This is a genomic window from Microlunatus soli, assembly GCF_900105385.1.
GTDB lineage: Bacteria > Actinomycetota > Actinomycetes > Propionibacteriales > Propionibacteriaceae > Microlunatus > Microlunatus soli.
On sequence record NZ_LT629772.1, the window covers coordinates 1,009,612 to 1,030,561 of the forward strand.

A 20,950-nucleotide genomic window follows, 5' to 3' on the forward strand; every position below is an offset into this window, starting at 1 on the left:
TCGGCGTGGGCGGCGACCGCGCCGTCCCCGACCGGGCATCCGGCGCAGTCGATCCTGGTGACATCGTTCATGGCCGACACTGTGCCGTCGACCACCGACGGTTCTGTCCGCCCGAGTCCCGACCGTTCCGCCGTCGAGCCGTCCGGCGAACCGTGACGACCAGGAATGTCCGAGCCTCGTCCTACCGTCGGCGGCATGGGATCGGCAGGTCGAACACAGGATCGAAAACAGAGTCGAACGCAGACGAGTAGCAAAGCGAATTCGGGGGCAAAAACTCAGCCGAAACACAACTCTCTGCAGGACTCGTTCGACGATCTCGGAGTGCCCCTGTCGGAGACCACGTTCTGTGTGGTCGACCTGGAGACCACCGGCAGCACCGAGGAGGACGCGATCACCGAGTTCGGCGCGGTGAAGGTCCGCGGCGGTGAGGTGCTCGGCGAGTTCCAGACCCTGGTCAACCCGCACACCCACATCCCGCCGTTGGTCGCCGTGCTGACCGGGATCACCAATCAGATGGTGGCGACCGCACCGACCATCGACCGGGTGCTGCCGGCGTTCCTGGAGTTCGCCCACGGTTGCGTGCTGGTCGCCCACAATGCTCGCTTCGACGTCGGCTTCCTGCGTCGCAACTGCGCCGCCCTGGGCTATCCGTGGCCGAAGGTCGGCATCCTGGACACCGTCGCCCTGGCCCGGCACATCCTGCTCGCCGACGAGGTGCCGGATTGTCGGCTGTCCACCCTGTCCCGGCATTTCGGCACCACCGTCACACCCAACCACCGCGCACTCAAGGACGCCCAGGCCACCGTCGAGGTGCTGCACGCGCTGATCGAGCGGGTCGGCAACCTCGGCGTCGGCAGCTATGAGGAGCTGCGCGAGTTCACCCTGAAGGTGTCGCCGCAGCGCCGTTCGAAGCGGAGTTGGGCCAAGGATCTGCCCGAGGAGCCCGGCGTCTACTTCTTCGTCGCCGACAATCCGATCTCCGGCGATCCCGAGGACCGGCAGATCCTCTACGTCGGCAAGAGCAGCAACCTGCGACGACGGGTGCGCAGCTACTTCACCGCCTCGGAGAAGCGACCGCGGATGGAGGAGATGATCCGCGTCTCCACCGGAGTCGAGGCCCATCCGTGTCAGACCCCGCTGCATGCCGAGGTCACCGAGCTACGGATGATCGCGGCGCACGCGCCGCGCTACAACCGGCGTTCGAAGTTTCCCGAACGGCAGCATTGGATCAAGATCACCGAGGAGGCCTTCCCCCGGCTGTCCCGGGTCACCCAGGTCCGCGACGACCGGGCGACCTATTTCGGCCCGTTCGGTCGTCGGCAGGGTTGTGAGGATGTGGTCGACGCGTTGTACGACGCGTTCCCGATCCGGCAGTGCACCCAGCGGCTGTCGGTGACCAAACCGAGTCCGGCGTGTGCGTTGGCCGGCATCCATCGCTGCGTCGCGCCGTGCGACCACAGCACCTCGGCCGACGACTACGCCGCACTGGTCGGGCAGGTCCGGAGCACGCTGCTCAGCGACGTCCGGCCGGCCTGCGCGGCGTTGCGCCGGCGGCTCCGGCGGCTGGTCACCGAGCAGCGCTACGAGGAGGCCGAGACCGTACGCCGTCGGGTGGCCGCGCTGCTCGACGCCGCGGCCCGGTTCCACCGGGTCACCAGCCTGGCCGGCTGCCGACAGATCGTCGCCGCCCGCTGGGAGGCACCGCAGTGGCAGATCCACGTCATCCGACACGGTCGGCTCGCCGCCGCCGGAGTGGCCCGACCGGGCGAGGTGCCGCAGGCCGTGGCGCGGGCCCTGGTGGCGACCGCCGAGACCGTGCCGCCGCCGGTCGGTCCGCAATCGGCCGCGACGGTCGAGGAGAGCCTGCGGATCGCCGACTGGATGGAACGGCCCGGCGTCCGGCTGATCGAGATCGACGGCGACTGGGCCTGGCCGCTGTACGGCGTGCTCAGCCATCAGAGCCTGGTCGAGCAGCTGCTCGGGGCGGAGCAGCCGGCGCCGTCGAGCGCGGGGTCCCGCACCATCGCCGAGGTGTCCACAGCCGAACAGCCGGACGCCGAGCACATCGGCAGCCTGGCGGCGAGCGGTCGGACGCCGGGAACTCCGAGGCCGAGCGCACCGGGCGACCGAGCCGTGCTCCAGTAGGATGATCGCCATGGTGACGGCGATCGTTTTCGTGAAGGCCGAGGTCTCGCAGATCCCGGACGTGGCCGAGCAGATCGCGGCGCTGCCCGGAGTGAGCGAGGTGTACTCCGTGACGGGCGCGATCGATCTGATCGCGATGGTTCGGGTGAGCACCCACGACCAGGTCGCCGAGGTGATCGCCGATCAGCTGAACAAGGTGCCCGGTGTGCTCAGCACCGAGACCCACATCGCGTTCCGGGCCTACTCCAGCCATGACCTCGAGGCCGCGTTCTCGCTGGGTACGGCCTGAGCCGCCGCTTGCGATGGCGAACTCCGATCGTCCGAGCGAACCGTTGACCGGTCAGCTCCCGCCGGCACCTACCCAGCCCGACCTGAAGCGGCCCGACCAGCACCCGGGGCCAGGACTGCAGGGACCGGCACTGCGCGGCACGGCCGAGAGCGATCGGTCGGCGGCCGATAGCGACGTACCTACGTCGCCGTCCAGGGATGCGGCGCCGAGGACGGCGGACCGGGCAGCTCCGTCGACATTCGATCCGTTCGACGAGCCCGACGAGATCGCCCCGGTGGACTGGCAGGCCGACCCGGCACACTGGCTGCCCGGCCGGGCACTCCCGATCGCTGCCGGCATCGTGCTGTTGATCACCGTCGCAACCATCGTGATCTGCCTGATCATCTGGCTGACACCGCCGATGGAGCCGTTGAAGATCCCGGTCGTCGGCAAGGCCTGACCGGACCGACCCTCGGTCACCGATCCTCAGACGGTCCCGTAACTGACCATCGTCTTGATCACGACCACGGCCGCGCAGAGCACCACGATGCCGACCAGACCGGCCACCTGGAGCTGAGCCCGCCGCACCCGCGGCGGATAGACCAGCGCGATCCCGGCCAGTCCGCCCAGCAGGATCCCCCCGATCTGCGCTACCCAGACCAGGCTGCCGAAACCGACCACCAGGTTGAGCAGCACCAAGATCACCAGCAACCCGATGTCGGGTCTGATGTCCTCACCGTGCTTGTACTTGATCACGCCGTTGGCGGTCAGCAGCCCGATCACCGCGGCCGATGCTCCACCGACCGCACCGACGCTCGGCGAGCCGACGGCGTACAGCAGGGTCGCGCCGCCGAGCCCGGCCAGGGCGTAGAGCACCAGGAATCGCCAGCCACCGAGCTGATCCTCCAGGGGCCGGCCGACGAACCACAGCACCAGCGCGATCATCGCCGTGTTCAACAGTCCGTAGGAGGTGAAGCCGTAGCTGACCAGGCGCCACACCTGCCCTTCGGCGACGGCCAGGTTGCTCATCGAGAACAGGCCGATCAGCAGATTGCGGGAGATCAGGTTGATCACGTAGAAGGCGACCAGTACGCCGATCAGCACCTTGGTGACGGCGCCGCCGCGCAGTTTGAGGGCTGCCCCGAACGAGGTCCGCGGTCGACGCGTCGTGCTCTGACCGAGCCGGATGCAGTCGGGGCATTGAAAGCCGACCGAGGCGGGATTCATGCACTCGCCGCAGATCGGCTTCCCGCAGCGCTGGCAGCGGATGCCGGTGGAACGGTCCGGATGGCGGTAACACCCTTCGAAGCTGGGTGCACTGAAGTCAGGCCGGCTCACCGGCGGTCCCCTGATCGTCGTGTCGGCACCAGCATTGTTCGCACAGGCGCACTGTATGTGAGTGGTACAAGTTGATCTTGGCCGGACGCGGACCCGGTGCGGGTGGCAACGGATCCGCGGCGGCACGATCGATCAGTTCAGCTCGACGGTCTCGATCACGACCGGTTCCTTGGGCAGGTCGTTGAAACCGGTCGGGGTGGTCGCGATCTTGTCCACCACCTCGCGGCTGGTCTGATCAGCGACCTCGCCGAAGATGGTGTGTCGCCGGTTCAGGTGCGGCTGCGGACCGACGGTGATGAAGAACTGCGAGCCGTTGGTGCCGGGGCCCGCATTGGCCATCGCCAGCAGGTAGGGCTTGTCGAACTGCAGTTCGGGATGGAACTCATCGGCGAAGGTGTAGCCCGGGCCGCCGGTGCCGTTGCCGGCCGGGTCGCCGCCCTGGATCATGAAGCCGGGGATCACCCGATGGAAAGTGAGCCCGTCGTAGAACTTGCCGGTCGTCTTGGCGCCGGTCTCGGCGTCCCGGTATTCCTTGCTGCCGTCGGCGAGGCCGACGAAATTGGCGACCGTCTTCGGTGCGTGGTTGCCGAACAGGTTGATGACGATGTCGCCGTGATTGGTGTGCAGGGTCGCCGTCGTGGCGCCCGCCGAGCTCGATGCGGTCACAGTGGATCCCTTCGATCGCGATATCCGATGCGGCAGCCGCGTGGCCGCCTGATTGCTCGCCGTGGTGGCGGATTGCTCGCCGAGGAGGGCGCTGAACAATTGGCTCGTCGCGAGCGCCGCGATGTGCGTGCACGGGCACGTCGCGGGAGCGAAGGCGGGCCGGGGCCCGTCGAGCGAGCGCGGCGCCGCCCGTGTGCGTGCAGCGTGGTGCGTAGCAGAGCGAATTGTTCAGCGCACTCCTAGGTAGCGGGAAGAAACTCTAACCGCTCCGGCTCGGGGACATCTGGGGGTCTGCACGGCAAGCCTCCGGGTCTTCGCCCGGACCGGGCCCCGGGGCTGGACATCCCGACCGGTGGCAACGATACGGTTGATGGGCTCCATCCTTGGAGCAACCACCGCGCGTCCAACGCGCAGAATCGGAGGAACCGTGACTCCCAAGTTGCAGGAGGGCCGCCGCGATCTCGCCGCCGCCCCGGAGAACTTGCCCGTCGGACAACTCGTCCAGCAGACGGCTGACCGGATCGGTCCGCTGGCCCACGACGCTGCCGATCGGATCGGACCGCTCGTGCACGAGGCCGCGGACCGGATCGGACCGCTGGCCCACGACGCCGCCGAGCGGATCGCGCCGCTGGCTCAGGCAGCCGTGGACAAGGCCCAGCCCTACGCCGTGCAAGCTGCCGATCGGGTCCGTCCCTACGCCGAACAGGCATCCGAACGGGTCCGTCCCTATGCCGAACAGGCAGCGCAGCGGCTCGAGCCGTACGCGCACGAGGCGGCCGAACGGTTCGGTCCGTACGCCGAGTCGGCCAAGAAGCGGGGTGCCCGAGTTGCCTCGGAGGCCGTGGAGCGATTCGGTCCGAAACTGGACGAGGCGGCGAGCAAGTTGAGCCCGGCGGTCGAGAACGCCCGCGGACGGATCCAGTCCGAGGTGCTGCCCAAGCTGTCGGACAGACTGAACGAACTGGCAGCCTCCGATGCGCTGCCGGCCGCGGCGGTTCCGGCAGTGCAGAAGGCCGACGAACTGCTGCCGGTGCAGAAGAAGAAGGGTCGTTGGGGCAAGCGGATCGCGCTGTTCGCCGGCATCCTCGCCGTCGGCGGCGCCGCCTTCGTCGCCGCCCGCAGACTGCTCGGCGGCAAGGATGACACCGATTGGCAGGCCGCCCGGCCGGCCACCCCGTACGCGTCGACGACGATCACCGAGCCGCAGCCGTCGGCCTCCAAGCCGGCGACCGACCCGGTCGCCGCCAGCGCCTCGACCGCACCCGAGCCGGACGAGGTCGTCGGGTCGACCGGTGCAGCCGCAGCGGCGGAGTCGACGCCGTCCGCGTCGCCGACCGAGAACGGTGCCGGTTCCGGGGTCCCGGAGGCGATCGCCAGTTCCGACGTCCCAGAGCCGACCGGCGCCGAAGAACCCGGCGATGACGGAGCATCCGGCGCCACCCCCGAATCGACGAACACCGAATCGACGAATACCGATTCGGCGGACACCGGATCCGGTGACGCCCGGTCCGACGCAACTGATGCCGCCGACGGCTCCGAGTCCGGCGACACCGCACCGAAGCCGGCTCATGCAGCCGACGACGCGGCATCCGATTCCGCGTCCGGATCGGATTCCGCGTCCCGCTACGGGCCGGGATCGTTCGTCGGCTCCGAACCGCCGGCAGGTTTCTTGATCAAGGGCAATGAGCGCTCGATGAAGTACCACGTGGTGGGTTCCTCCGGCTACGACCGGACCATCGCCGAGGTCTGGTTCCAGACCGAGATGGACGCGCAGGCGGCCGGTTTCACCAAGGCCCAGCGCTGACAGCAGATCGACCGAAACCACGAACGCCCCGGGTTGTGCGAACCCGGGGCGTTCGTCGTCCCAGCGACTGGCGCTGCCGCTGACCTCGCCCGACCGCCCCCGCCGCACCGGTTGCGTACCTTCGCACCAGGTGTACGGGGTGCGAAGGTACGGAACCGGTGCGGCTGTGCTTCAGGCGGTTGGTTCGGCCGCCCGAATGCTGTCGGCGGGCGCTCAGCGGACTCGCGGCGGAGCGGGCTGCGGTGGGGTCGCTGCGGGCGTCCGGTCGAGACGTTCCAGTGCCTCGGCGATGGCTCGGTCCAACTGCGGATCGGCGGCAGCGTGCCAGTCGGCGGGTGTGATCGGCACCTCGATGTCGGGATCGACGCCATGGTTCTCCACACCCCAGCCCTGACCTGAGATCCAGAACGCGTACCGGGGCTGGGTCACCGAGGTGCCGTCGACCAGGTCGAAGCGACCGTCGATACCGACCACGCCGCCCCAGGTCCGCATTCCGATCACCGGCCCGATCCCCATCGCCTTGGCCGCGCCGTTGACGATGTCGCCGTCCGACCCGGCGTACTCGTTGGCCACCAGCACCACCGGACCGCGCGGTGCCTGCGACGGATACTCCTCGGCGGCCGCATGGTGTCTGCCGACATCCCAGGCAACCACCTTGCGGTTCAGCCGTTCGGTGACCAGCTGGCTGAGATGCCCACCGGCGTTGAACCGGACATCGGCGATCACCGCCTCGCAGCGGGTCGCCTGCTCCAGATCACGATGCAGCTGCGCCCAGCCGACCGCCATCATGTCCGGCACGTGCAGATAGCCGATCCGGCCGCCACCGGCCCGGGCGACATAATCCTTCCGCGACGCGACCCAGTCCTGATAGCGCAGCTGCTGCTCGCCGGCCAGCGGCACCACCACCACCCGGCGGCCGGCCGGCCTGCCGGGTCGACGCAGCAGCAACTCCACCGGCTTCTCGGCCGCACCGACCAGCGCGGCCGCCGGCCCGGCCTGCGGATCGACCGGCTGACCGTCGACGGCAACGATCCGGTCCCCCGGTCGAGCATCCACCCCGGCGGCCTGCAACGGGGACCGGGCGTCGGGATCGGAGCTCTCGCCGGGCAGGATCCGTTCGATCACCCAGTCCTCGCCGGCTCGCACCAGATCGGCGCCGAGCAGCCCGAGCGCCCGGTCCTGGTCACCGAGCGGACCGGGCGGGCTGGCGTAGGCGTGCGAGGTGTTCAGCTCCGCGCCGAATTCCCAGAGCACCGAGATCAGATCGTCGTGGCTGCCGAGCCGGTCGAGCACCGATCGGTAGCGGTCGGCGACCGCATCCAGGTCGACGCCGTCCAGATCGGCGCGCCAATAGTGATCACGCATCAGCCGGACGTTCTCGTCGAACATCTGACGCCATTCGGCGACCGGATCCAGCTCGAAACGCAGCCGGTCCAGATCGACCATCACCCGCGCCGGGTCGTCGTCGTCCTTGATCTCCCGGTCGCTCGGCCGAACCGTCACCGCATCACCGTCGCGGACGACGATCCAGCCGAGATCCCCGCTGACCGCGTAGTCGTCGAGCTTGTCGACCAGCACCTCGACCGAGCGCTTGGTCAGGTCGTAGCGCTCCAACCGGTCGGCCGGCTTGTCCTCGGTCACCCCGGCGCGGCCGCTGCCCAGCACGCCGTGCGTCGGCGCCTCGTGGATCCACAGCAGCCCGTGTTTGGCCGCCCGCAGCTGCCGATAGTTGCCGGCCGGTACGCCGAACGGCACCAACCGCTGTTCGAAGCCGTCGAGGTCGAGGTCGGGGCTGGCCGGCGGCTCGTCGGTGGCCGGTTTGTCCTGCGCCGCCGCCGACGTCGCAGTGCCGTCGGCGTCGGCTGTTTCGGGATCGGTCGCGGATGCGGGCTTGTCCTCGGGATCGGTGAGGGCCCAGCCGTCGACACTGGGACCGAACGGTGCCGGTTCGGTGGCCGACAGTGGCACCAGATAGGGCCGGGTGCCGTCGGGGAAGGTGATCTCGAAGGCGTGCACGTCATAGCTCGGATCGAACGTGCGGACCGACAGGAACGCCAGATGCTTGCCGTCCGGGGTGAACGCCGGCGACGTGTCGGCGAACCGGCCGCTGGTCAGCGGAACGGCGGCGTCGCGATCGCCCTGCTGCCGGCCGTCGCCGACCGCCAGGTCGGCACAGCACAGCTGGGAGTGGAACTGACCGACCGGCTGGGACCAGACCAGGTAACGACCGTCGGGTGAGAAGGTCGGCCCGGTCGCCTCACCGTCGGGGCTGACGCCGAGCTGCCGGACGGTACCGGAGCCGACGTCCAGCACACTGATCCGTCCGTCGTGACTGATCAGCGCGACCCGCTCCCCGGCCGGGTCCGCGGCCAGATGCAGGATCCGGCCGAGTCCGAGGTCGGCGACGACCCGCCGCTCGCCGATGCCGCTGATCGGATGCAACTCCAGCCGGTCCTCGCCGGCCTCGTCACTGACCAGCACCACCTGGCCGGTGCGGCCCAGCGGACGAGCCTCCCGGACCCGGACCGCCGACGATGCCACCAGGGCGCGGGCCGGTCCTTCCCGATGACTCAGATAGAACGCGTTGCCGCGCCAGGTGACGACGGAACCGGTCGCGGTCTGGTCCGGTTGGACTGCGGTCAGGTTCTCGGTCGGCGCCAACGATCGCGGCCGCCGGGACCCGAGCACCGGCAGCGAGATCTCGATCGGCTGCGGTTCGGCACCGGGATCCGCCATCAGGTACAGCACACCGCGGGAGTGATAGACGACCCGGCTGCCGTCGGTGACCGGCTCCCGTACGTAGCCCTGCTCGGCGGTGTGGAAGGTGCACTGGGTCAGATCGGCGGCGGTCGCCTCGGCCAGCCCGGACCGCGGGATCGAGAACAGGTTGGCCTGCCCGTCCGCCGTGCCGGGCAGCTCGGCGAGGTGATCGGAGGTGAAGATCAACTCCTCGCCGACCCAGGACGGCGCCTCCAGCCCGGCTCGGATGTCGGCCAGCACCCGCTGGTAGTCGCGGCCGTCGCCGGTCCGGTCCCACCAGAGCTTGGACGCCGTCCCACCGCGATAGCGTTTCCATTCGGCCGCCGGCCGGATGGCCCGGCTGGACACCACCACCCCGTTCTCGCCGGCCGCGACGCCGGCGACCGGCCCGTACGGCAACGGGGTCACCGACCCGTCCAACCCGACCCGGTAGCCGAAGGTCAGCGCACGTTCGTGGCTGCGGGCCGCGGAGGCGACGAGCACGGCGTTGTCGTCGGCCCAGCCGAGCAGCCAGGTCGCGGCATGCCCGAAGTAGGTCAACCGCCGGACCGGTCCGCCGTCGACGTCACAGACGAAGATCTCCCAGCCGCTGTCCCGGGTGCTGGCCCAGGCGACGGCGCGACCGTCGGGTGAGAAGCGCGGATTGCGGACCGGGGTCTGATCGTCGGTCAGTCGCCAGGCCCGGCCGCCGCTGTCCGGGGCGAGCCAGATGTCGTCGGCGGCGCAGAAGGTGATCAGGTCGCCGCGGATGTCGGGAGAACGCAGGTAGCCAGCTGTCATGGCTCCTTCCTTACGCCCTACGCCGCGACGACGGCAAGAGTGTTTGTCCATCTCGACCGAGTGTCCTGTCAGGTCACGCGGATCGGCCGCGGAACGGACTCGCGATCGGGTTCGGACAACACCTGTGGCCGGGCGGCCAACACCGGCCGCTCACAGTCAACACATCGTCGGGGCCTTCCCCAGATGAACCGGTCGGCAGCAGCGCCGACACCAGTGGGGAGGCAGCACGATGACAATGGTGCGGGAATTGATCCGGCCGACCGCCGAGGTCGGTGCGGCAGCAGCGGCCGAGCTCGATCTGTTGGAGCCGGACTTCGACGACCTGGACAACGCCGAGCACGCCGATTGGGTGGACGCGGCACCGTTCCGGGCCCATGTCCGACAGCTGATCGAGTCGCACGGCCTGACCTGGCGGACCGTCGCCGTCCTCGCCGAGGTGCCGGCGCCGGCGTTGGCCGGCCTGATCCGCGGCCGCTGCACGGCGGTTCGGGCCGGACGACGTCGCGGCGGTCCCCGATCGGAGATCAGACGGCAGAGCCGTCCGGTGCCGCGGCTGCATCCGTTGATCGCCGAGCGACTGTTCCACCTGACGTCGGAGGCGATCACGGCCGCGGCCCGTCGACCGGCGCATGCCGGGCTGACCCGTTCGCTGCTGGTGGCGTTGACCGAGCGCGGCTGGCCGCTGGCCGAGATCAGCGACCGCACCGGTTTACCGGCCGCCGAGCTGCAGGCGGTGGCCACCGGTCGTCGGGCGGACTGCAGTCAGCTCACCGAGGCGACGGTGAAGGCGGCGGCGCAGGCGTTGTGGTCGATGACCCCGCCGGTGAGCGCGCGGCCGGCCCCCAGGGCACTGCTGGCCGACGCGGCATGAGCCCGGTCGCCGGTGCCCGCCGGTTACCATCACCGGCATGACCGGTCCCCCCGCCCCGATCGCGATGATCGTGGTCACGGCGGTGATCGTCGGGACGGCCATCGCCGTCGGCGGCCGGTTCGTGCTGCGTGGCCTGCCGGAGCCGACCCTGCCCGGGGACGCCGACGACGTACTCCGCGCGGAATACGCGGCCAAGATCAGCTACCGGTCACTGGCCCGGCCGAGGTTCCTGCTCGGTGCCGCCTCGTTCGGCGTGCTGGGCATGATCGTCGCCAGCATCGCCGCACCCCAGCAGACCCTGGGCTGCTGGTTGGTGTTCTCGACCGTTGCCGTGCTGCTGGCCGCGATCGATGCCGCGACGACCTGGCTGCCCAGCGGCCTGATCTATCGCGGGTGGGGCGCGATGACGGTCACCGCGGCCATCGCGGTGATCACCGCCGGCAGCGACCGCTGGACGTTGCTGATCACCATCCTCGGCGGTGCGGCGATCGCCGGCGTCGGCTACCTCCTGCTGTGGCGGCTGACCGGCGGACGGGCGATCGCGTTCGGCGACGTCCGGCTGATGCCGATGGTGGGTGCGGTGGCCGGCACCCTCGGCTGGCCGGGGCTGTATTGGTCGATCCTGCTCGGCAGTGTGGTCGGCGCTGTGATCGGGATCGTTCGGTTGGTGCTGCGACGACGCGGCGCCTTCCCGTATGCGCCCGCGCTGGTCGCCGGGCCGTACGCCGCAGCACTACTGCTCCGAGCGCTGCCCTGATCGGCTGCCCGACTCCTGACTCGGCACGACCCCGTCTGCGATCCTGCCCGATCACCCCGATCCTGCCTGATCGCCGATGCCGCCTGATCACCGATGCTGCGGGCCTGATCAGCGATCGTCGGCCGGTTCGCCGGCGGCGGGTTCGTCGACCGGCACCGAGTCGTCGCCGCCGTGCAACCGCAGCAGGGCCAGGGCGTAGGCGTCCGAGGCGTCGACCATCTCCGCGGTGTGCCGAGCGCCCTCGGGTGCCTGCAGCGTCACGACGTAACGCTCGCCGACCCGGTCCAGCGACAGGAAGGCGTCGCCGAGCAGATCCCGCAACTGCTGCTCCGACGGCATCCAGACCGCGACCTCCGACTCCACCGAATCCAGCGCCCACTCGGTGGTGCCGTTGAAATGGAAGTTGGTCTCTCCCTGATAGCGGACGAGTTCGACGACCATGTCGCTGACGATGAAGATCGAGTCGCCGATCTCCGGCCGCGGGATGAAGAAGCGGTCGGCATTCTGCGGCGTCCAGTTCAGGTACGGCCCCAGGCGAACCGCGAGTTCTCGGGAGATCACCCCTCCAGTGTGCTCCTGCCGGTATCGCGGCGACCGACGGCGTGAGCACATCACGCCTTCCTGCGCCCAGGTACGCTCGGGAATCGTGACTGCACCGCTCGCTGGTTGGTATCCGGATCCGTCCGGCGCCGCCGACTTCCGCTGGTGGGACGGTACGACCTGGACCGATGCGATCAGCGACACCGCCGACGTCGCCGAGCCTCAGGATGCCCGACCAGTCGGATCGCCGGTCGACCACGCCGACGCCGAACACGCCGATGCCGGCCCGGACCAGCGGTCGCAGTACGCCGGCATCGACGGGCCGGCCGAGGGCCATCAGCCGATCACCCCCTCGGACCGGGCGCAGCCTCGGGGTGGGCGGCTGGTCGCCTTGTTGGTCGCAGTCAGTCTGGTGGTCAGTGGCGGTGTCGTCGGGCTGATCGGTTGGCGCAGCTATCAGTCGGCCCGCTCCCCCGCCGGTTCGGCGGCCGGCGGCCCGGAACAGTCCTCGGCGGCTGGGCCGCAGGCATCGTCCGGGCCGAGTCCCGGCGGTGGCTCCGGGTCGGACGCTCAGGCCGACCGATCCGGACGGCTCGACGAGGTCACCCGCCGGGCATCGATCGGCCGGGCCACGATGACGCTGCCACCGGCACCGTACGAGTTGGTCAGCGATCCGGTCTCGATCCCGCACGTCTTCGACGCGATGTTCGTCGCGAACGCCCCGGTGCATGCCGACTACAACGGCGCCGACACCTGGGCTTCGACGGTCGGGATCGGGCACATCCCGGCCGAGGCCTGGACCGACGACGACCTGCCCGGCTTCGGCCGGAAGGCCTTGAAGGGGATCTCCGAACAGTTCTTCGGCTACACCCCGACCTCGGTCGACAAGTTCGACTATCACCCGGTCACGGTCGGCAGCACGGCCTGCGCCGAGCTGACCGCCAACGTGCACTACGCGGTCAAGGGACTGGCCAGCAAGTTCGACCGGGTCCGGATCGTCGGTTGCCCGGACGGCACCGACGGTTCGGTCGTCGCGGCCGTCAGTTCGGTCCCCGACGACGCCTCCCACCAGGTCAGCACCCTGGCCGAACGGTCGCTGGCCACCTTCGCCGTCCGATAGCCCTGCAGCCCGACACCCCGCACTCCGATCACCGCCGTCCGGTGGCAGCCCTTCGTCGGCAACTACCACGCAGCACCCGCACGGCCCAGCACTCCCCGATCGCGGCACCTCGTGCGCCGACCGTCACGCCCGCCGGCCACACACCAAACGATGCGCGTGAGCTCGGGGCTCACGCGCATCGGTTGGTGTCGTTCAGCTGCAGGGGTCAGTGACCGGTGGTCACCTCACGACCGGTTTCGGAGCCCTCGATCTCGTGCCCGTCGACGCCGTGCCCGTCGACCTCGTGCCCATCGATCTCGTGCCCGTCGCCGTGGGCGCCGTGGTGGGCGGCCTCGTCGATCTCCTCGCGGGTCGGCAGGGGCACGTTGTGGGCGTAGAACCAGCGGGTGAACGGACGCCGAGCACGTTCCTTGAGGGTTCCCTTGCGGGCGACGCCGTTCTCGTCGGTCTGTTCGCCCAGCTCCAGCGGCACCTGCTGCTCGTGCTGGGTGATCATGTACTTCTCGCCCTGGGTGATCTGCTTGTCGGCCTCGGAGTAGCCACCCGAGGGTGCCCGGGTGATCACACCGGTCTCCGAACCGTGCAGCACCCGATCATTGGCCGCACGCTGCAGCCCGATACAGATCCGCTTGGTCATGATGAAGGTGATGATCGGCGCGATGAAGATCGCCCACCGCAACACCTCGGTGATCCGGTTCAGGTTCAAATGGAAGTGGGTGGCGATGACGTCGTTGGCGCCACCGACCATCAACACCACATAGACGGTGATCGCGGCGACCCCGATCGCGGTCCGGTTCGGCGCGTTCCGCGGCCGGTCCAGCAGATGGTGCTCCCGGTCGTCGCCGGTGACCCACTTCTCCAGGAACGGATAGACACCGATCGCCAACGGCAACGCCACGAACCCGATGATCGCGGGGATGAAGATGTTCCACGACCAGGTCGTCGGCCCCAGATGCCACTCCCAGTTCGGCATGATCCGCAACGCGCCCTCGAGGTAGCCGATATACCAGTCCGGCTGGGAACCGGCACTGACCTCCGCCGGGTTGTACGGCCCGTACACCCACACCGGGTTGATCTGCATCAGCGCCGCCATCAGCACGATGACACCGGCAACGATGAACATGAAGCCGCCGGCCTTGGCGGTGTAGACGGGGAAGAACGGGAAACCGACCACGTTCTTCTCGGTCCGACCCGGTCCGGGGAACTGGGTGTGCTTGTTGTAGAAGATCAAGATCAGGTGCACACCGACCAACGCCAAGATGACCGCCGGAATCAACAGGATGTGCAACATGTACATCCGCGGCACCAACAGGTCACCCGGATACTCCCCGCCCAGGAACCAGGTCTCCAGATAGCTGCCGATCAACGGGATCGACTGGATCGCACCGAAGATGATCCGGACGCCGACGCCGGACAGCAGGTCATCGGGGATGGAGTAGCCCAGGAAGCCCTCGGTCATCCCGAGGAACAGCAGCGTCGCGCCGATCGCCCAGTTCAGCTCGCGCGGCTTACGGAAGGCTCCGGTGAAGAAGTTCCGCATCGCGTGCACCAGCATCGAGGCCACGAACAACAACGCCGCCCAGTGGTGGATCTGCCGGATCAGCAGCCCGCCACGGATATCGAAGGAAATGTTCAACGTCGAAGCGTAGGCCTCCGACATCGGCAGCCCACGCAGCAACTGGTAGCTGCCCTCGTACTCGATCTCACCCATCGACGGCTTGAACCACAACGTCAAGAACGTGCCGGTGATCAACAACACGATGAACGAGTACAACGCGATCTCGCCCAGCATGAACGACCAGTGGTCAGGGAACAGCTTGCGCAGGTTGAACAGGTTCGGGATCCGGCCGGCCATGATGCCGCCGATCCCGGTCCGGTCATCGGCCCACTTCGCCGGACCGGACATGAACTTCATCACCGGACCGAGCTGACGATCCGGCTGTTCCGGCGCCGACTGCTCCGGCGCCGCGGTGTTGGCTGGCTTGGCCATCAGCGGTACTCCTCGCTCTGTCCAAGATCACGACGCGAATCACGCTCGAAGAAGCTCGGCCCGGGTGGGACGGTGAAATCGCTGCGGGCGACCAGGAAGCCGTCGTCGTCGACCTTGATCGGCAGCTGCGGCAGGGCCCGGGCGGCCGGACCGAAGACCACCTTGCCGGCGTCGGCCAGGTCGAAGGTCGACTGGTGGCACGGGCACAACAGGTGATGGGTCTGCTGCTCCCACAGCGAGATCGGGCAACCCACGTGGGTGCAGATCTTGGAGTAGGCCAGGATGCCACCGACCTGCCAGTCCTTGCGATCGGCGGGGATCTTGATGTCGGCCGGGTTCATCCGGACGATCACGATCGGCGCCTTGGCCTTCTCGTTGTTGAACTCGGTGCCGTGCAGTTCCTGCAGGTTTTCCGGTGCACCGTTCACCAGCTGACCGATCACCACGTCCTTGACGTTGATCGGGGCGTAGGTGATGTCGTTGACCAGCCGGACGCCCTCTTTCCACAGCGTCGTCTCGTACGCCTTGCGGCGGTACTTGCCGGTGGCGACCGGGCCGAGGTCGGTGAGCAGGGCCAGCGCCGGCGCCACCAGGATGCCGACCGCTCCGAGGGCGGAGATGATCAACATCTTGCGGCGCGGGACACCGGACTCGGCAATGCCGACGTCCAACTGCTGCAGTACCTCGGTCTTGGCGTCGTCCGGCGAACTGGACGGGTGTCGTTCCTCGGTGATCTCGTGGTTGCTCATCAGCTGCCGGGCCCACTGCTGGGTGCCCAACCCGATCAACAACACACCGATACCCAAGGTCAGGCCGAGCCCCAGATGCATCGCCGAGGCGTGCATCGGGCCGAAGTCGATCGTCGCGTCCCGCGGTACCAGGTAGTAGACCAGGATGAACAACACGGCGGTCACCGGGACCAGCGCGAACATCGTCATCACCTGGCGAGCGGCCCGGTCGGCCGCTGCCTGGTCGACGTCGGACAGTCGCGGGATGTGCTCCTCGACGCCCGGATCGTCCACCGGACGGTCGTGATCGGGCACGTTCAGCTCCGCACCCACATGCTCTGACGAGGGGCTGTCCACGGTCTGCTCCTGCTCTGAGCTCTCCAACTGACTCATCGTGAACGAACACCTCGTGCCGTGATCCAGATCGCGAAGCCGATCAGGACGCCGATGCCGACCGTCCAGATCACGACTCCCTCGCTGACCGGGCCGATGCCGCCGAGCGACAGGCCGCCGTTGTTCGGCTGGGCGTGGATGGTCTGCAGGTAGGCGATGATCTGCGCCTTGTCCTTGGGGGTCAGCACCTCGTCGGAGAACACCGGCATCTGCTGCGGGCCGGTCAGCATGGCCTCGTACAGATGCTTGCTGCTGACGCCGACCAGCGACGGGGCCTGCTTGCCCTCGGGCAGCGCACCACCCTGGCCGGTGAAGTTGTGGCAGGCCGAGCAGTTGGTCCGGAAGAGCTCGCCGCCCCGGGCGATCTCCTCATCGGTCAGCCCCTCGCCGGAGTAGGTCGACGGATCCGGCACGCCCGGGCCGGGGCCCAGGGTGTCGACGTAGGCGGCCAGCGCGGCCACCTCCTGCTCGCTGAACTCGCTCGGCTTGATCGGTGCCTGCTCACCCGGCTGGGCCAGCGGCATCCGGCCGGTGGAGACCTGGAAATCGACTGCAGCCGCGCCGACACCCTGCAGGGTCGGGCCCTGGCTGGTGCCTTCGCCGTTCAGGCCGTGGCAGGAGGAGCAGTTCTGGGCGAACAGCTGCTGGCCCTCTTTGACCTGCTGACTGGTCGCCGGTTCGGCCGAGGACTGCTCGGTCGGTGCGACAGCCGCATACAGCGCTCCCACGGCGAACAACGCGGCAACCAGAAGCAGCACCTTTGCCGCCGGGTGCCGCCGTCTGGAAGACAGGAATCGCACGGATTTCCCTCTCACTCTTCGGATCTGATCCGACACTACTCGCTAAGTACTACGTCTCGTCGGAGGCAATGAGATGAGGCTATCCCATCGCCTGCTTTCTGTCGCGCCCCGGCTGGCAGGTCCCTACTGCAAGATGTAGATGACACCGAACAGCGCGATCCAGACCACGTCGACGAAGTGCCAGTAGTAGGACACCGCGATCGCGCTGACCGCCTGTTCATGGGTGAAGGTACGGGCCAGGTAGGTGCGGCCCAGCAGCAGCACGAACGCGATCAGACCGCCGGTGACGTGCAGGCCGTGGAAGCCGGTGGCCAGATAGAAGACCGACCCGTACGGATCGCTGGACAGGGTCAGGCCCTCGTGCACCAGGCTGGCGTACTCATAGACCTGGCCGCCGATGAAGAACGCGCCCATCAGGAAGGTCAGCACATACCACTCGCGCATCCCCCACTTGAGCGGATTGAAGACCGAGCCGATCCTGCCGACCCGGCCGATCTCGGCGAGGAACACGCCGCGCTGGCAGGTGACCGAACTGAGCACCAGCACCGTGGTGTTGGCGATCGCGAACTTCACGTTCAGCATCGAGGTGCCCTGCTCCCACAACGGGGTCAGGCCTGCCTGCACCGCCTGGGCGGTGGTCACGTTCTTGATCGTGAAGTACGCGGCGAACAGGCCGGCGAAGAACATCAGTTCGCTGGCCAGCCAGATGATCGTGCCGACCGCTACCGCATCGGGGCGGCCGGGACGGCCACGCAGCCGCGAGGTCGGCAGCTCATGCAGTGCCGAGTGCGGTTTGATGACGGGAGCCGTCTGTCCGTGAGTGTGAAGCGCCACGGGGTCATTATTGCCTTACTACACGCTGTAGGTCATCCCGGGGCGGTGGTGAGTTCTCAAACCGGGATGCGCGATACGATGCCGACACCAGGGAAGCACTGATCCATTCGGGCCACCAGCGCACGCTGCGGCACCCGAATACGTCAGTGGTTCTCCTGGAACCGTGACCGGTTCGCCCGCTCGGCGTGGCGACCGGACGGCCGTCGACGACACCGGGTCGCCGACGGATCAGGCAACGAACACGCGACGACACGACGGCAAGAAAGTAGGCACCGATGAGCCAGGAGACCCCCGCCCGGGTGGCGACCGTGCTGGTCTACGCCAGTGACCGGACGGTCCGTTCCCAGGTCCGCTCCGCGCTCGGCCGCAAGGTCGCCTCCGACCTGCCGGAGATCCGGATCGTCGAGGCGGCGACCCAACCGGCGGTGGTCAAGGCCGCCGATGCCGGCGGCATCGATCTGATGCTGCTGGACGGTGAGGCCCGGCCCGGCGGCATGGGCGTCTGCCGTCAGCTGAAGGACGAGATCTTCAACTGCCCGCCGGTGCTGATCCTGGCCGGACGCGCCGACGACGCCTGGCTGGCGACCTGGTCTCGGGCCGACGCGGTCGCACCGCACCCGATCGATCCGATCAGCCTGCCCGGCGCTGTCGCCGCCCTGCTGCGTGAGCGGCTCGGGCAACAGCGCTCCGTCGCCTGATCGGGTGCCGGGATGACCCCGCAGTCACCCCAGCCGGTCCCGCCCACTCCCGCCGCCCCGGCACCGGCGGACCCTGCCGCCGATCCCCCGGCACCGCGCAACTGGCCGGGCGTGCTCACCACGCTGATCCGCGGCCAGGCCCTGGACCGCGACGACACGGCGTGGGCGATGGGGCAGATCCTCGCCGGCGAGGCCAGTGACGTCCAGATCGCGGGCTTCGCGGTCGCACTGCGCAGCAAGGGCGAAACGGTCGAGGAGATCAGCGGGCTGGCCGATGCGATGCTCGCTTTCGCCACCCCGATCCAGGCTCCGTCTCCGGCGGTCGACATCGTCGGTTCCGGCGGCGATCGGTCCAACACGGTCAACATCTCCACGATGGCGGCCATCGTCGCCGCCGCGGCCGGCGCGCGAGTGGTGAAACACGGCAGCCGGTCGGCGTCGTCGGCCTGCGGTGCCGCCGATGTGCTGGAAGCGCTCGGCGTCCGGCTTGATCTCTCCCCCGGTCTGCAACGGCGGGTGATCGACGAGCTCGGGATCGGGTTCCTGTTCGCTCCGCACTACCATCCGTCCTTGCGCAATGCCGCCAGTGCCCGCAGCCAGCTCGGTGTGCTGACCCCGTTCAACTTCCTCGGGCCGTTGACCAATCCGGGACGGCCGGTCGCCCACGCGGTCGGGGTCGCCGTCGAGGAGATGGCCGCGCTGACGGCCGGCGTGTTGGCCGACCGCGGTGATCGCGGCGTGGTGTTCCACGGCACCGACGGACTGGACGAGCTCACGACGACGACAACGTCGGCGGTCTGGCTGTTCGACCACGGCAGCGTCGAGCAGACCGAGCTCGACCCGCGCGATCTCGGCATCGAGCGGTCCGTGCTCCCCGACCTGGTCGGCGGCGATCCGGCCCTGAATGCACAGATCGCCCGCGAGGTGCTGTCCGGCAGCACCGGCCCGGTCCGCGACATCGTGCTGTTGAACGCCGCCGCGGCGTTGGCGGCCTTCGACGGTCCGGGCGCCGCAGCCGACCTGGTCGACACCCTGCGCGGCCAGTTGGCCCGTGCCGCCGACGCCGTCGACAGCGGCGCGGCAAGCCGACTACTCACCGCCTGGGCCGAACTCACCAGCACCATCAGCTGACCGCACTCCAGGTTCATGGCCAGACCTGGTGATGACGACGTCTTCGTGGAGTGCGCCGCAGCCCGATGTTCGTCGGGCGCACGACGACTTTTGCGCGCGGCTCGCTCCACGGGACCTGAAATCGATGCCCCAAATCGAGCCGGTCGTCATTCCGGTCGCCCGGCGGCCGGCGTGTCCGCGAGGGATCGCCGACCAGGCGGTTGGCTCACATGCTCGCGCTGCGCCTCATGCTCTCGCGCGACGTCTTCGAGATAGCTCCGAGGAGCAACGCGACCGCCCCGGCAGGTCCGCTCAGACCCGTTGTCTGTGGCGAGGCAGAATCGCCCAATGGCGCAGCGCAACGAACTCTCTGTTCCGGACCGAGCAGTACCCGTCGTTACACAGCTGGCTGACCACTACCGCCGCCGACCGGAACTGGGCTGGATGTATGGCCAGGGATCGGTGTTCTCCGGACTACGGGACGACTCCGATCTCGATTTGATCTTGGTCTGGGAGCAGATGCCAACCACCGCCACGCTGCCCCACCAGTTGACGAGTCGCTGGATCCCGCACGGCAACATGTCCCTGGAGAAGGCCACGATTGATGCTTGCGACGTGGATCTGATGCACGTCCCGCGACCGGAGTTCGAAAACTGGCTCGAGCAGGTCCGCCGTGGTGACGGCTGGACCGGACACGCCTGGCCGCAACCCATTCATGTTGCCGCCGGCCGCGCGGAAGCAGTGATGCTCCTCGACGACAGAGGTGACGGTGCGGCCCACCAACTGCAGGTCCAACGCCCCTCGTCGGCACTCGTTGAGGCAGTCACAGACCAGCTTCGATCCTCCCTCCCGGGATATGTCCGCGAGCTGCGCGAGGCCGCAGCGCAACGCCATCGATGGCTCTACACGAGCCTGGCAAGCCAGCTCCACAGGACGATTTACCTAGCCTGGTTCCTGGCCGAGGGCCACTACCCGCCGTTCCCCAAGTACCTGCCACAGTGGTTCGACCGACTGAACATGAACACCACGCTGCGTCGACTCGAGGACGACTACTGGTCCGCTCCGTCCGATCCCGACCGTGCCGATGCGATCGCGGAACTGGCCGAAGCCGTCGTGACGCTGGCCGAGCAGAAGCTGATCCAAGCGCCGAGCCCGTTCTCAGGCCGGCCAGCCAGTTGATTCGGATGACCGGCCGAGTTGCCCCAGGAATCCTTCACCGGGCAGGCAACGAACGGCCCGATAACGTGAAGTCATGGAGTTTTCGTCCGGATCGAGGCGATTCTGGTTCGCCGCGGACGGCCTCACGCACGGTGCGGCAACGACTGCCGGAACAACCACCAGTTACTGC

The 20,950-nt window shown here is 68.6% G+C and carries 18 protein-coding genes; 10 read left to right on the forward strand and 8 right to left on the reverse strand.

Going from position 1 to position 20,950, the window contains the following annotated elements; all coding sequences use genetic code 11:
* Window positions 1-195 precede the first annotated feature (195 nt).
* The 3 genes from BLU38_RS04730 to BLU38_RS04740 are packed head-to-tail and all read left to right on the forward strand — an operon-like array spanning window position 196 to window position 2,873.
* On the forward strand, window positions 196-2,145 hold the full coding sequence (locus tag BLU38_RS04730) for a DEDD exonuclease domain-containing protein (RefSeq protein WP_091520661.1): 1,950 nt from the start codon (window positions 196-198) through the stop codon (window positions 2,143-2,145).
* 10 nt (window positions 2,146-2,155) lie between these two features.
* Window positions 2,156-2,434 (forward strand): Lrp/AsnC family transcriptional regulator, encoded by a 279-nt coding sequence (locus BLU38_RS04735; RefSeq protein ID WP_091531943.1) that lies wholly within the window; start codon window positions 2,156-2,158, stop codon window positions 2,432-2,434.
* Between the two features lie 13 nt (window positions 2,435-2,447).
* Entirely contained in the window at window positions 2,448-2,873 is a 426-nt protein-coding gene (locus tag BLU38_RS04740; RefSeq protein ID WP_091520665.1) for a hypothetical protein, read from the forward strand.
* A gap of 26 nt (window positions 2,874-2,899) precedes the next feature.
* Here the strand turns inward: BLU38_RS04740 and BLU38_RS04745 are convergent, their stop codons facing one another.
* Window positions 2,900-3,640 (reverse strand): rhomboid family intramembrane serine protease, encoded by a 741-nt coding sequence (locus BLU38_RS04745; RefSeq protein WP_091520669.1) that lies wholly within the window; start codon window positions 3,638-3,640, stop codon window positions 2,900-2,902.
* Between the two features lie 243 nt (window positions 3,641-3,883).
* On the reverse strand, window positions 3,884-4,417 hold the full coding sequence (locus BLU38_RS04750; protein ID WP_091520672.1) for a peptidylprolyl isomerase: 534 nt from the start codon (window positions 4,415-4,417) through the stop codon (window positions 3,884-3,886).
* 427 nt (window positions 4,418-4,844) lie between these two features.
* On the opposite strand from BLU38_RS04750, the gene BLU38_RS32280 reads away from it, so the two are divergent.
* Window positions 4,845-6,221, forward strand: coding sequence for a sunset domain-containing protein (locus tag BLU38_RS32280; RefSeq protein ID WP_091520676.1), 1,377 nt, complete (start codon window positions 4,845-4,847; stop codon window positions 6,219-6,221).
* Between the two features lie 213 nt (window positions 6,222-6,434).
* Here BLU38_RS32280 and BLU38_RS04760 read toward each other — a convergent pair whose 3' ends face one another.
* Window positions 6,435-9,761, reverse strand: coding sequence for a S41 family peptidase (locus tag BLU38_RS04760; RefSeq protein ID WP_091520678.1), 3,327 nt, complete (start codon window positions 9,759-9,761; stop codon window positions 6,435-6,437).
* A gap of 229 nt (window positions 9,762-9,990) precedes the next feature.
* On the opposite strand from BLU38_RS04760, the gene BLU38_RS04765 reads away from it, so the two are divergent.
* The gene (locus tag BLU38_RS04765; protein WP_157683211.1) at window positions 9,991-10,632 is read left to right on the forward strand and encodes a hypothetical protein; all 642 of its coding nucleotides are present in this window, start codon (window positions 9,991-9,993) and stop codon (window positions 10,630-10,632) included.
* A gap of 37 nt (window positions 10,633-10,669) precedes the next feature.
* Window positions 10,670-11,389: a prepilin peptidase gene (locus BLU38_RS04770; RefSeq protein WP_091520685.1), complete on the forward strand. Its 720-nt coding sequence runs from the start codon at window positions 10,670-10,672 to the stop codon at window positions 11,387-11,389.
* 108 nt (window positions 11,390-11,497) lie between these two features.
* On the opposite strand, the gene BLU38_RS04775 is transcribed toward BLU38_RS04770, so the two are convergent.
* Window positions 11,498-11,950, reverse strand: a complete 453-nt coding sequence (locus BLU38_RS04775; protein ID WP_172836076.1) for a pilus assembly protein CpaE — start codon at window positions 11,948-11,950, stop codon at window positions 11,498-11,500.
* An 85-nt stretch (window positions 11,951-12,035) separates the two neighbouring features.
* Between BLU38_RS04775 and BLU38_RS04780 the strand changes: the two genes are divergently transcribed.
* Window positions 12,036-13,049, forward strand: a complete 1,014-nt coding sequence (locus tag BLU38_RS04780) for a DUF2510 domain-containing protein (protein ID WP_172836077.1) — start codon at window positions 12,036-12,038, stop codon at window positions 13,047-13,049.
* A 205-nt stretch (window positions 13,050-13,254) separates the two neighbouring features.
* On the opposite strand, the gene qcrB is transcribed toward BLU38_RS04780, so the two are convergent.
* The 4 genes from qcrB to ctaE all read right to left on the reverse strand — a co-directional run bounded on the left by qcrB (window position 13,255) and on the right by ctaE (window position 17,794).
* Entirely contained in the window at window positions 13,255-15,039 is a 1,785-nt protein-coding gene (gene qcrB / locus BLU38_RS04785) for a cytochrome bc1 complex cytochrome b subunit (RefSeq protein ID WP_407939644.1), read from the reverse strand.
* Window positions 15,039-16,082: a cytochrome bc1 complex Rieske iron-sulfur subunit gene (gene qcrA / locus BLU38_RS04790; RefSeq protein ID WP_231920178.1), complete on the reverse strand. Its 1,044-nt coding sequence runs from the start codon at window positions 16,080-16,082 to the stop codon at window positions 15,039-15,041. The genes qcrB and qcrA overlap by 1 nt, the downstream gene beginning before the upstream one ends.
* 74 nt (window positions 16,083-16,156) lie before the next feature.
* Window positions 16,157-16,960, reverse strand: a complete 804-nt coding sequence (gene qcrC / locus BLU38_RS04795; protein ID WP_091520696.1) for a cytochrome bc1 complex diheme cytochrome c subunit — start codon at window positions 16,958-16,960, stop codon at window positions 16,157-16,159.
* Between the two features lie 123 nt (window positions 16,961-17,083).
* Window positions 17,084-17,794, reverse strand: coding sequence for an aa3-type cytochrome oxidase subunit III (gene ctaE / locus BLU38_RS04800; RefSeq protein ID WP_091520700.1), 711 nt, complete (start codon window positions 17,792-17,794; stop codon window positions 17,084-17,086).
* A gap of 275 nt (window positions 17,795-18,069) precedes the next feature.
* Here ctaE and BLU38_RS04805 point away from each other — a divergent pair, with 275 nt between their 5' ends.
* The 3 genes from BLU38_RS04805 (at window position 18,070) to BLU38_RS04815 (ending at window position 20,781) form a co-directional block, all read left to right on the forward strand.
* Complete coding sequence (locus tag BLU38_RS04805; protein ID WP_091520702.1) at window positions 18,070-18,492, forward strand: response regulator transcription factor; 423 nt, start codon at window positions 18,070-18,072, stop codon at window positions 18,490-18,492.
* A 12-nt stretch (window positions 18,493-18,504) separates the two neighbouring features.
* The gene (gene trpD, locus BLU38_RS04810; protein ID WP_091520705.1) at window positions 18,505-19,623 is read left to right on the forward strand and encodes an anthranilate phosphoribosyltransferase; all 1,119 of its coding nucleotides are present in this window, start codon (window positions 18,505-18,507) and stop codon (window positions 19,621-19,623) included.
* 327 nt (window positions 19,624-19,950) lie between these two features.
* Window positions 19,951-20,781: a hypothetical protein gene (locus BLU38_RS04815; protein WP_157683212.1), complete on the forward strand. Its 831-nt coding sequence runs from the start codon at window positions 19,951-19,953 to the stop codon at window positions 20,779-20,781.
* The last annotated feature ends 169 nt before the right edge of the window (window positions 20,782-20,950 follow it).

Excerpts from the sequence above, each read along its gene's own strand:
- BLU38_RS04805 (WP_091520702.1), top strand. The coding sequence starts at position 18,070 with ATGAGCCAGGAGACCCCCGCCCGGGTGGCGACCGTGCTGGTCTACGCC.
- BLU38_RS04760 (WP_091520678.1), bottom strand. The coding sequence starts at position 9,761 with ATGACAGCTGGCTACCTGCGTTCTCCCGACATCCGCGGCGACCTGATC.
- BLU38_RS04730 (WP_091520661.1), top strand. The coding sequence starts at position 196 with ATGGGATCGGCAGGTCGAACACAGGATCGAAAACAGAGTCGAACGCAG.
- BLU38_RS04740 (WP_091520665.1), top strand. The coding sequence starts at position 2,448 with ATGGCGAACTCCGATCGTCCGAGCGAACCGTTGACCGGTCAGCTCCCG.
- BLU38_RS04815 (WP_157683212.1), top strand. The coding sequence starts at position 19,951 with ATGGCGCAGCGCAACGAACTCTCTGTTCCGGACCGAGCAGTACCCGTC.
- BLU38_RS04745 (WP_091520669.1), bottom strand. The coding sequence starts at position 3,640 with ATGAATCCCGCCTCGGTCGGCTTTCAATGCCCCGACTGCATCCGGCTC.
- trpD (WP_091520705.1), top strand. The coding sequence starts at position 18,505 with ATGACCCCGCAGTCACCCCAGCCGGTCCCGCCCACTCCCGCCGCCCCG.
- BLU38_RS04765 (WP_157683211.1), top strand. The coding sequence starts at position 9,991 with ATGACAATGGTGCGGGAATTGATCCGGCCGACCGCCGAGGTCGGTGCG.
- BLU38_RS04770 (WP_091520685.1), top strand. The coding sequence starts at position 10,670 with ATGACCGGTCCCCCCGCCCCGATCGCGATGATCGTGGTCACGGCGGTG.
- qcrB (WP_407939644.1), bottom strand. The coding sequence starts at position 15,039 with ATGGCCAAGCCAGCCAACACCGCGGCGCCGGAGCAGTCGGCGCCGGAA.
- BLU38_RS04735 (WP_091531943.1), top strand. The coding sequence starts at position 2,156 with ATGGTGACGGCGATCGTTTTCGTGAAGGCCGAGGTCTCGCAGATCCCG.